This is a genomic window from Mesorhizobium sp. M1A.F.Ca.IN.022.07.1.1 (assembly GCF_003997575.1).
In the GTDB taxonomy this organism is placed as follows: domain Bacteria; phylum Pseudomonadota; class Alphaproteobacteria; order Rhizobiales; family Rhizobiaceae; genus Mesorhizobium.
Map to the genome: position 1 here is coordinate 1 of NZ_RZST01000237.1, position 9424 is coordinate 9424.

The window sequence follows — 9424 nt, forward strand, 5'->3', positions numbered from 1 at the left end:
TCGCGCACGACCGCCCATCTGGCACCCATCTGCGACGACGGCTTGAGCGCGCTGATCGACATGCGCGGCGAGGCTCTGGCGCGCGGATTCCAGGAAAGCCAGCAAGCCGCCGTCGACCGCATCGAACGCCATGTCGCCACGCTGGAGATCGACTGCGATTTCCGCCGGCTGGACGGCTTCCTGTTCCCGGCGGCATGGATGGACGAGAAAGAGGCCGCCAGAGAATGCAACAAGGAGTATGCGGCTGCGGCAAAGATCGGCGCCGAAGCTGAGCATGGCAAGGGTGTGCCGCTCAAGGGCCATGAATCGGCGCCCATCCTGCGCTATCCAGACCAGGCGACCTTCCACCCGCTGAAATATTTGCGCGCGCTGCTGGCCGATTTCGAGAAACGAGGCGGCAAGGCATTCGCCGACAGCGCCGCCACCGAAATCGAGGAGGGGGACAAGGTTCGCCTGAAATGCGACGGCGGCTCCACCGTAACGGCTTCGAACGCAGTGTTTGCCACCAATTCCCCGATCAACACCTGGGTCAAGATCCACAGCAAGATGGCGCCTTACCGCACCTATGCAATGGCTTTCGATATTGCCAGGGGAACCCTCCCGGATGCGCTCTACTGGGATATGGACGATCCCTATTATTATGTCCGCCTCAATCCCGGCCCCGGCAAGACGGACTGTCTCATAGCCGGCGGCCGCGATCACAAATCGGGCGAAGCGGATGACGGCGCGGCGCGCTTTGTCGCGCTCGAGGCCTGGATCAGGGCATTGGTGCCCGATCTTGGCGGAGAACGAGCGCGATGGTCCGGCCAGGTCCTCGAAACGATCGACTTTTGCGGCTTCATTGGCCGAAGCCCCGGCAACGGCAACGTCTTCATCGCCACCGGCGACTCCGGCCAGGGCATGACGCATGGCGCCTTGGCCGGACTGCTGATCCGCGATCTGATCGTGGACGGATCGAACTCCTGGGAAGCCGTCTACGCCCCCGACCGGACGCCGCCCGCCGCGCTCGCGCACTACGTCAATGAGAATCTTACGACGGTGAAGAACCTTGCCGGCTATTTGCTGCCCGGTGAGGTCAAGTCGGCCGACGCCCTCGAGCCCGGCGAAGGCGGCATACTTCAGGACGGCTTGAGCAAGTTCGCCGTGTGCCGCGATCGCGACGGCAAGCTGCACCGGCATTCGGCCAGTTGCACGCATCTCGGCTGCATCGTGCACTGGAATTCGACCGAGCAATGCTGGGATTGCCCCTGCCACGGCTCGCAGTTCGCGCCGGACGGGACTGTCCTCAACGGCCCGGCCATCCGGCCTTTGGGATAGTTCGGCTGAAGGGAATTGGATCGGCGATTCCCAGCCGCGGGAAGTCGAGTCGAATCGCGTCGGGAGAAGTGGACTTCCCCAAGACCTCCGTCGCTATTTTCGCCTTGCCGGCTTCTTCTTTGGCTCCGCTTCAACCGGCCCGCGGGCGAGCCTGGCCGCGCGGAGCCGTTCCGTCTTTGCCTGCCGCGCTGCCGCTTCGCCCTCGATTATCGTGCGCGCCGTCTTCGTGGTGGCTTCGCTCTTGGCGTCGCCCTTCGGCTTGAACACACTGGTTTCGGCCATGGTCTACCTCGCAATTTGAAATGAAGAAGGCCGGGCAAGCCCGACCTTCCAAAGCATATCTCCCAAAATCGGAAACCGGTTAGGGGAAGACATGCGTAAAATCCCAAAACATGTTGCCCGAAATCGGGAGCCGGTTTCGGGACGAAGACATCCGCAAGATCAAAGTGCTCCAAGGCCAATGCCGGTACATCCGCGGTCAAAGGCCATGGATGCACGGCATCAGCCCGCCTGGATATTCTCCGCCGAGCTTTTGCCGTTTCGCTGGTTCTTCACGATGTCGAAGCTCACCTTCTGGCCCTCCGCTAGCGAGCGCATTCCGGCGCGCTCGACGGCGGAGATATGGACGAACACGTCCGGCTGCCCATTGCCCTGCTCGATGAAGCCGAAGCCTTTCGTGGCGTTGAAAAACTTCACGGTTCCAGTAGTCATACGATTTTCCTTTCAAATCGACGCAAATCATCGCCGCCTGGCTGCGTGCCAAACGTCGCAGTCTTCGAAATTGAGAGGGAAGATCGTCAGGGCGCCAAGGCGCAGAAACAACGTTCGTTCAACAAGTTCGATTTGAAAAACATAGCGCTTAACCGCAGCGGCGACAAGGCGATGCGAAATAATATTATCGAAGGCCGTTGTCCTGAAAGCTTCCGGGCGACTAATTGCGCCTGAGCCGCCCGACTCCTATAGCGGGCTTCCGCCCGGCGCCGATGAAAGCGCCGAAATACAGATCTTCATCTGCCGCCGACAAGCTCCGAAATGCCGAGCAGATTGTTGGCCCGCTAGCCCCGCTGAGCATCTCCTACCAGCTCACGCCTCGTGTCGAATTGTGTGCTGGTTAGACACGGGGGCAGGCACTGTGACCACCCCGCCACAAAACTTAGCCGCGCCAGTTCCTCAGCGGCCGCCACCCGCAAAATTAACCTTTTGTTAACCATTCGCCCGGCACCCTTTAACCATTGAGTAAGGATTCGTCTGGCCGTGACCTTCGCCGCCCCTTTGCACAACAAATCCATCCGCTTCCGCGCCCGCTCCTTCGTCGCTTTCACGCTGACGCCGGAGGCGCCGATCGACGAGTGGCTGGAGGGGCTCGATCACTGGATCGGCAACTCGCCGGGCTATTTCAACGGCCGCCCGGTAGTGTTGGATCTCAATACTTTGAAGCCGGGCCCGGAGGAGATCGCTGCACTTGTCGGCACGCTCGCCCGGCGCGGCATCCGCGTCTATGCGATCGAGCTCGAGGGCGCCGAGCTCGGCCCCGATTTGCCGCCGCTGCTCGCCGGCGCCAAGGAGGCGACCGCCGAGGGGTTGCTGGGCAGGGCCGCGCGCAAGGCGAAGGCGGAAGAGATCACGGTCGAGACGGCTACGGTCGAGGACGTGCAGCCGGGGCAAATGAGGGCGCCGCAGGATGAACTGGCGAAGCTCGATGCGCAGAACGCGCGAGCCGCCGAAGCAGCCAAGTCGGAACCGGCCGGGTCGGGGCAGGGTGCTGTACCGGCACGGCACGAGCCTTCCGCCGGCACGCTGATGATCAAGGCGCCGATCCGCTCGGGGCAGTCGGTCTTTCATCCGCATGGCGACGTCATCGTGCTGGGCTCGGTCGCGTCCGGCTCGGAAATCGTCGCCGGCGGCTCGATCCATGTCTACGGCACGCTGCGCGGCCGGGCGATCGCCGGCTCGGAAGGCAACACATCGGCGCGCATCTTCTGCCGCAAGAATGAGGCCGAGCTGCTCGCCGTCGACGGCTGGTACACCACGGCCGAGGAGATGGAAGGCGTTTCGCGCGGCAAGGCGGTGCAGGCCTTCCTCGAAAACGATGCGCTGTGCGTGGTGCCGCTCGGCTGAGTCTTTGGCCGCGCAAGCTTCGGACCGGTTTCGCGTGCCATTGTCCTTCATGAGTCCGCCGTGCCCGGCACGGCCAGAGAATAAAAATCGCCAACGGAGGCTGGATATATGGGCAAGGTAGTCGTGGTCACCTCGGGCAAGGGGGGCGTCGGCAAGACAACCTCGACGGCCGCGCTCGGCGCTGCCGTGGCCAAGACCGGCAAGAAGGTTGCGCTGGTCGATTTCGACGTTGGCCTGCGCAATCTCGACCTCATCATGGGCGCCGAGCGCCGCGTGGTGTTCGACCTCGTCAACGTTATCCAGGGCACCGCAAAACTGTCGCAGGCGCTGATCCGCGACAAGCGGCTGGAGACGCTCTATCTGCTGCCGGCCTCGCAGACGCGCGACAAGGACGCGCTGACCGAGGAGGGCGTTGCCGAAGTCATCGCCCGGCTGCGCTCGGTGTTCGACTATGTCTTCTGCGACAGCCCGGCCGGCATCGAGCGCGGCGCCCAGCTTGCCATGCGCTTCGCCGACGAGGCGGTCATCGTCACCAACCCGGAAGTGTCGTCGGTGCGAGATTCCGACCGCATCATCGGCCTGCTCGACGCCCGCACCATGAAGGCCGAGCAGGGCGAGCTGATCCAGAAGCACGTGCTGGTCACGCGCTATGACGCGACGCGCGCCTCGCGCGGCGAGATGCTGTCGATCGACGACGTGCTGGAGATCCTTTCGACGCCGCTGCTCGGCATCATCCCGGAAAGCCAGGATGTGCTCAGGGCCTCCAACCTCGGCGCGCCGGTGACGCTCAGCGAGCCGATCAACACCGCCGCCAAGGCCTACCTCGAAGCGGCACGGCGCCTGGAGGGCGAGGACCTGCCGGTGGTCGTCCCCTTCGAGCGCAAGGGTTTCCTCGAACGGCTTCTCGGAAGGAGGGCGGCATGAGCATTCTCGACCTCTTCAAGCGGCGCACCAGTGCGCCTGTGGCGCGCGAGCGGCTGCAGCTGCTGCTCGCCTATGAACGCCAGAGCCGTGGCCAGCCAGACCTCGTCTCCATCCTGCGCGAGGAGATCATGGCCGTCATTGCCAAGCATGTGCAGATCGACCAGGACTATCTCCAGGTCTCGATGGATCGCGGCGCCACCATGTCGACGCTGGAGATCGACATCCAGATCCCCAACAAGAGCGCCGCGCCGCTCGCGATGGCGGGGTGAAGCTGGTTTAGCGCCGGCGGGACAGCACCCCCCTCTGTCCTGCCGGACATCTCCCCCGCAAGGGCCCGCAAGGGGGAGATCAGATGTCGTCGCCGCTTTCGCCAACTTCCGACGGAGCATGAAGAGCGCGGCAGCCGGAGCTGCCAATCTCCCCCCTTGCGGGGGAGATGCCCGGCAGGGCAGAGGGGGGTGTCTCGCGCCAACCTTCGCCACTTCCCTCGCAAAGAAAGCCCTCACTCCGGCTGGTACAGCTCATCCATGCTGCGCGCCGCCAGTTCCGCGAACGGCGCCTGCTTCTTCACCCGCCCATGCTCCAGGATCACCAGGTCGTCGCAGAACGCGATGGTCGAGTGGTGATGGCTGATGACGATCGTGGTGCGGCGGCCGGCGCGCGATTTCAGCGTTTCCACGATTGCCGCTTCCGAGAGCCCGTCCACCGCATTTGTGGCTTCGTCGAGGATCAAAATGTCGGGGTCGCGCAGCAGCGCTCGCGCCAGCGCGATGCGCTGCCTTTGCCCGGCCGACAGGTTGACGCCGCGATAGCCGACCACCGTCTGGTAGGCCTGCGGCAGTGTCTCGATGAAGCCATGCGCCTCGGCGAGCTTGGCCGCGCGGCGCGCCTCTTCCGCGCTGGCCGTGTCCTTGCCGTAGGTGATGTTGTCGAGGATGGTGCCGTCGACCAGCTCCAGCTCCTGGCTGGCCAAAGCGATGTGCGCCCGCCATTGGGCCGGGTCGATCTCGCCGAGCGGCGCGCCGTCGACGAGGATGCGGCCGCCATCGGGCTCGACGAAGCGGCAGAGCAGGTTGACGATGGTCGTCTTGCCGGCGCCGGAGCGGCCGATCAGCGCCGTCGAGCGGCCGCTCACGATGTCGAAGCTCGCCGCATGCAGCACCGCCGCGCGCTGCTCCTCATTGGCATAGCTGAAGCTGACGCCCTCGAAGGCGATCTTCTCGCCGAGTCCCGCGAACGGGCGGCTGCCCGTGGGCGGCGCGGGCTTGCCCTCGGGGTCGAGCAGCCAGCTCACCTCCTCCAGCGAGCCGGAAAGCCCCTGCAGCTGGCTCCAGGTCATCTGCAGCGCGCGCACATGCGGCTGCAGGCGGTAAAGCAGGATGAGGAAGGCGGCGACCAGCGGGAAGCTCAAGCCGGCAAGCCAGGCGCCGATCACCACCGCCAGGAACAGCACGGCGTGCAGCACTTCGGTGAGCGGCGCCAGCGCGCCCTGGCGTTTAGAAAGCGTGAAGGCCGCCCGCCGCACGCTGTCCGATGCCTTCTCGAACGCCGCCTTCTCGCGCGCCTCCTGGCCGAAGATGCGGATGAGACGGCCGGCATGCACCAGGTGCAGCATCTGCGAGGCTAAAGCGCTGTTGCGGGCCGCGACGCTGCGGCTCGGGCCCTTGAGATGGGCCGACAGCACCATATGTGCCGCTTGCACCAGCGCCAGGCCGAGCATCACCAGCAGCGTCATCTGCCAGGATAAGAGCAGCAGGAAGGCAAGCAGGATAACCGCCGCCGAGGCGCTGACGATCGCGCCCAGCACCCCTTGCATGGCGTCCGACGCCCGCCAGGATTCGTTGGAGATGATGTTGAGCAGCCGCCCTGGGCTCTCCTTCAGGAAGAACGGATAGCCGACGCTGAGCAGGCGTTCGGCGAGCGCGCCGCGGATCGATTGACCGGCCTTGCCGTAGATATGCGCGGTCAGCACCGCATTGGCGAAGGCAAGCAGGTTCTTGAGCAGGATCGAGCCGAGGATCGCGGCCGAAATCGCGATCAGCCGCTCGCGCTCGCCGAGCCCGGCGCCGACCTTCTGCAGCAGGGCGGAGAGTCCGGCCATGCCGGTCGCCTCGCCATGTCCCATGATGATGCCGAGCAGCGGAATGATCAGCCCGATGCCGAAGCCTTCGAGCGCAGCACTGGCAAGCCCGAGCGCGACCACGACGGGCAGCAGGCCGAGCTGACGGCGGCCGATCGCCCGCCGCAGCATCGCCAGTGTCGGGTGCCCGCTCATGGCGTGCCGGCCTCCGCACTGGCCTCGGCCGCATCCTCAGCGCGCCGCGGCTGCCGATCGGGCCGCCCCGCCAGCACGAGCGCCATGAATTTCGCCGCGCCCGCGAGGTTCATCAAAACGATCGGCCAGTGCGAGAGCCTGAGATCCTGGTCGAAGCGCGGGCCGCCGATCAGCTCGCGCGTGGCGGCACGCGCCGCCCAGTAGAAATGGCGAAGCAGCCATGGCGCCCAGCGGAAATGCTTGAGACACAGCGCGCCATTGCCGAAATGATAGTCGCGGTGCAGCCGATCGATCGCCTTGCGGCCACGCCGGCCGTGGTGATGGAAGATCGTCATGTCGGGCACATATTCCACCGCCATGCCGGCGAGCATGGCGCGCACCAGGTAGTCGGTGTCTTCCGCCGAGCGCAGCGGCCCGCCGGCGCCGAAGCGTTCGTCGAAGGGGCCGATGCGAGCGGCGACGTCGCGATGCATGGTCATGTTGCAGCCGAGCACGAAGCCGCCCGGATGCACGGCGGGCGTCAGCCGCTGGCGCTCGTCGCAGCGCTTGATGGTGAAGGGCAGGTCGCGCGCATCGCCGAGTTCGACGCGGCCGCCGCGGATCAGCCATTTCTCACCGCTTCCATAATGCCGTTGGAGGTCGGCGAGGTAGTTGCGGTCGAGCCTGCAGTCGTCGTCGTTGAAGACCAGCACGTGCCCGCGCGCCCGCGCCAGCCCCGCATTGCGCGCCGCCGCCAGCCCGGGCCGCGGCTCTGAGATCGCCGTAAGTGGAATGTCGGAGCTCGCGGCGATCCGGGAAAGATATTCCGCCGTGCCGTCGCGCGAGCCGTTGTCGACCACCACCAGTTCGGCGGCGAAGGCGGGATGCGCAAGACAGGCGGCACGGATCGAATCGATGCAGGCTTCCAGCACCGCCGCGCGGTCACGCGTGCAGACGATGAAGGAGACCTGCGGCCGCTGCCTGGGCCAGGGAGGCGCGGGCAGGGCCGGGTGCCGCGGCAGGGGATGGCGCGCGTCGTTCATGGAGAGGGCTCAGCGCTGAGGCTGCTGACCTCCCTGCTTGTGAGGGGAGATTGGCTGTCGCGCCGGCTTTCGCCGATTTCCACCGCCGGCGAGTGGACGCGGCCAAAGCTGCTCATGCCGCCTCCATCCTGTAAGGCGCCAGCACCGATGCCGCCGGCGTGGATTTGAAGCGGTAGGCGAGCCTGTCGGCCTGCTTGCCGGCCCACATCGAAGCCTGGCTGAGCCACGGTGCCCAGGCCCCGGGGCGCAACGCATATTGCTCGCGGCGGCGGATCGCGTTCCATTTCGCGGAAAGCGTCAAAAGCTCATGCGTCAGCGCGGGTTGCTCCTCGTCGTTGACGAGCTGGTAGAGGAAATAGAAGAGGTTGAGCGCGCCGGCCTCGAAGCTCGGGCGCACCGCCGCGGGCAGCGCGGTAATCCGCTCTTCCAGCGCGCGGATGAAGGCTGCTACCCCGGCCACCGTCGCGAAGGAGACTTGATCGCCGATCGCGCGCAGGTCCTTGGTATCGTCTGTCAGACCCTCGCGCTCGAGGTTTTCGCCCACGATCCTGAGATGTGTGCGCCGCATCTCCTTCACATGCCGGCTGGTCACGCTGCCGGAATGCACGCGGTAGACCAGCAGGCTCTCCTCCATCAGGGCCGCCGGATAACGGTCGGCGAGCCGGCGGAAGAGGTCGAAATCCTCGGCATGCCGGTAGGCGGCGTCGTAATGAAGGTCGGCCTCGCCGATCACCCGGCGGTTGTAGACCACGGTCGGGTGCATGAAGATCGTGAAGAATTTCGCGAGCACGGCAAGGTCGAGGCGGAACACCGGGTCGAGCCTGCCGGGCGCGATACGCCCACGCACCAGCATGTCGACGATCGAGCCGCAGAAGCCGATCTCGGGACGCGTTGCAAACAGCGCCGCCTGGCGCGACAGCCGCCAGGGATAGGCGAAGTCGTCGGCGTCCATGCGCGCGACGAGCTCGCCTTGCGCGCTCGCCAACCCCTCATTGAGGGTGGCGACGAGACCGCGGTTCTCGCGCGAAACAATGGATACGCGGCTGTCCGCCTTGCGGCAGCGGTCGAGGATCTCCAGCGACCGGTCGGTCGAACCGTCGTCGATGGCGATGATCTCGAGCCGGCTGTAATCCTGCCGCAGGATCGATTGGATTGCAGCGCCGACATAGGGCTCGGCATTGTAGACCGGCAGCAGCACGGAGATGAGGGGAGTGGCGCTTGCCATCATCGTCGCGCCTCGGTTTGCTGCAGGTCCAGCGCGGATACCCCGGCCGGCGGGCCGACCCAACTTGTCTCGCCCGCGATGCCCGCGCGCGGCCGCGCGACATAGGGGAAATAGCGCTTGAGACTGTTGAGCGGCTTTTCGAACAGCGCCCAGGAGAGCGAGGCGACAAGCAGCGTGGCGGCGCCTGCGACAAGGAAGCGGCCAGGCCCTTGCTCCGACACGTTGAGCGGGATCCAGGGCTGCGCCTTGACGGCGTAGGCGAGAAGGATCGGGTGGTAGAGATAGACGCCGTAGCTGATGCGGCCGAGGAAAAGCAGCGGCGGCAGTTCGGACAGCTTGCCGAGCCTGCCGCCGAGGCCGTTGGAGCAGGCGGCGACAATCGCCACCAGCGGCACCAGCGGCAGCACCTGCACCAGCGCCCAGTGCGCCCACTCCCATCCCGAGTTCGCCGGTCCCGGATCGGACCAGACGACGAGCAGGAAAACGGCCGCGAAAGCCGGCCAGCCGAGCCGCATCCAGCGCGGCACATCGGCGCCCCTGGCG

General features: G+C 65.9%; 11 protein-coding genes. 5 read left to right on the forward strand and 6 right to left on the reverse strand.

Annotated features, from left to right (window positions below; genetic code table 11):
- On the forward strand, window positions 1–1317 hold a 1317-nt coding region (locus EOA75_RS22665; protein ID WP_164747501.1), incomplete at its 5' end, for an FAD-dependent oxidoreductase.
- 93 nt (window positions 1318–1410) lie between these two features.
- On the opposite strand, the gene EOA75_RS22670 is transcribed toward EOA75_RS22665, so the two are convergent.
- Complete coding sequence (locus EOA75_RS22670) at window positions 1411–1599, reverse strand: hypothetical protein (RefSeq protein WP_066992893.1); 189 nt, start codon at window positions 1597–1599, stop codon at window positions 1411–1413.
- A gap of 219 nt (window positions 1600–1818) precedes the next feature.
- Window positions 1819–2028 (reverse strand): cold-shock protein, encoded by a 210-nt coding sequence (locus EOA75_RS22675; protein ID WP_066992896.1) that lies wholly within the window; start codon window positions 2026–2028, stop codon window positions 1819–1821.
- On the opposite strand from EOA75_RS22675, the gene EOA75_RS34160 reads away from it, so the two are divergent.
- From EOA75_RS34160 to minE, 4 genes are all read left to right on the forward strand, one after another.
- On the forward strand, window positions 1939–2262 hold the full coding sequence (locus EOA75_RS34160; protein ID WP_164747500.1) for a hypothetical protein: 324 nt from the start codon (window positions 1939–1941) through the stop codon (window positions 2260–2262). The genes EOA75_RS22675 and EOA75_RS34160 overlap by 90 nt on opposite strands.
- Before the next feature lie 309 nt (window positions 2263–2571).
- Window positions 2572–3435: a septum site-determining protein MinC gene (gene minC / locus EOA75_RS22680; protein WP_066992899.1), complete on the forward strand. Its 864-nt coding sequence runs from the start codon at window positions 2572–2574 to the stop codon at window positions 3433–3435.
- 108 nt (window positions 3436–3543) lie between these two features.
- Window positions 3544–4359 (forward strand): septum site-determining protein MinD, encoded by an 816-nt coding sequence (gene minD, locus EOA75_RS22685; protein ID WP_067321964.1) that lies wholly within the window; start codon window positions 3544–3546, stop codon window positions 4357–4359.
- Window positions 4356–4628, forward strand: coding sequence for a cell division topological specificity factor MinE (minE, locus tag EOA75_RS22690; protein ID WP_042638296.1), 273 nt, complete (start codon window positions 4356–4358; stop codon window positions 4626–4628). Before minD ends, minE begins: the two co-directional genes overlap by 4 nt.
- Before the next feature lie 233 nt (window positions 4629–4861).
- Here the strand turns inward: minE and EOA75_RS22700 are convergent, their stop codons facing one another.
- From EOA75_RS22700 to EOA75_RS22715, 4 genes are all read right to left on the reverse strand, one after another.
- Window positions 4862–6634, reverse strand: coding sequence for an ABC transporter ATP-binding protein (locus EOA75_RS22700; protein WP_245466705.1), 1773 nt, complete (start codon window positions 6632–6634; stop codon window positions 4862–4864).
- Window positions 6631–7656: a glycosyltransferase gene (locus tag EOA75_RS22705; protein WP_127325210.1), complete on the reverse strand. Its 1026-nt coding sequence runs from the start codon at window positions 7654–7656 to the stop codon at window positions 6631–6633. The genes EOA75_RS22700 and EOA75_RS22705 overlap by 4 nt, the downstream gene beginning before the upstream one ends.
- A gap of 112 nt (window positions 7657–7768) precedes the next feature.
- A complete protein-coding gene (locus EOA75_RS22710) occupies window positions 7769–8884 on the reverse strand; it encodes a glycosyltransferase (protein ID WP_245322371.1) in 1116 nt (371 codons plus the stop codon).
- Window positions 8881–9424 (reverse strand): acyltransferase family protein (locus tag EOA75_RS22715; RefSeq protein ID WP_348628673.1); only part of this gene is annotated, 544 nt, incomplete at its 5' end. The genes EOA75_RS22715 and EOA75_RS22710, both read right to left, overlap by 4 nt.

What these genes read in the sequence shown, in the direction of transcription:
- EOA75_RS22710 (WP_245322371.1), bottom strand. Translation starts at nt 8,884, where the DNA reads ATGATGGCAAGCGCCACTCCCCTCATCTCCGTGCTGCTGCCGGTCTAC.
- EOA75_RS22700 (WP_245466705.1), bottom strand. Translation starts at nt 6,634, where the DNA reads ATGAGCGGGCACCCGACACTGGCGATGCTGCGGCGGGCGATCGGCCGC.
- EOA75_RS22675 (WP_066992896.1), bottom strand. Translation starts at nt 2,028, where the DNA reads ATGACTACTGGAACCGTGAAGTTTTTCAACGCCACGAAAGGCTTCGGC.
- minD (WP_067321964.1), top strand. Translation starts at nt 3,544, where the DNA reads ATGGGCAAGGTAGTCGTGGTCACCTCGGGCAAGGGGGGCGTCGGCAAG.
- EOA75_RS22670 (WP_066992893.1), bottom strand. Translation starts at nt 1,599, where the DNA reads ATGGCCGAAACCAGTGTGTTCAAGCCGAAGGGCGACGCCAAGAGCGAA.
- EOA75_RS22705 (WP_127325210.1), bottom strand. Translation starts at nt 7,656, where the DNA reads ATGAACGACGCGCGCCATCCCCTGCCGCGGCACCCGGCCCTGCCCGCG.
- minE (WP_042638296.1), top strand. Translation starts at nt 4,356, where the DNA reads ATGAGCATTCTCGACCTCTTCAAGCGGCGCACCAGTGCGCCTGTGGCG.
- EOA75_RS34160 (WP_164747500.1), top strand. Translation starts at nt 1,939, where the DNA reads ATGGACGAACACGTCCGGCTGCCCATTGCCCTGCTCGATGAAGCCGAA.